This is a genomic window from Mesorhizobium sp. M8A.F.Ca.ET.161.01.1.1 (genome assembly GCF_004792105.1).
Lineage (GTDB): Bacteria > Pseudomonadota > Alphaproteobacteria > Rhizobiales > Rhizobiaceae > Mesorhizobium.
Genome location: NZ_SRTD01000308.1, coordinates 1 through 321 on the forward strand (window position 1 = coordinate 1; position 321 = coordinate 321).

At 63.9% G+C, this 321-nt stretch carries 1 protein-coding gene; it reads left to right on the forward strand.

Annotation, left to right across the window (positions count from 1 at the left end):
* Positions 1–19: 19 nt before the first annotated feature.
* A partial coding sequence (locus tag EN804_RS35845; protein WP_135922389.1) for an FAD-binding oxidoreductase occupies positions 20–321 on the forward strand: 302 nt, incomplete at its 3' end.

Here is a 321-nt window from a genome sequence, read left to right on the forward strand (position 1 = left end):
GTAAGGAAAGGACCAGGCCATGAAGCTCGTCTCCTACTGGCACGATACTGCCCCCTCTTTCGCGGGGGCGGCGGAAGGTCCTGTAGAGGGTCACTATGATGTAGCCGTCATCGGCGGCGGCTTTACCGGTCTTGGTGCTGCGCGCCAGCTCGCAAAAGCGGGCGCGCGCGTCGTTGTTCTGGAAGGGCAGCGGGTCGGCTGGGGTGCTTCCGGCCGCAATGGCGGGCACCTCAATAACGGCCTTGCCCATTCCTCTCTTTCCGCCAAGGCGGGGCTTGGCAAGGAACGAGCCATTGCGCTCTACAAAGCGCTGGACGCGTC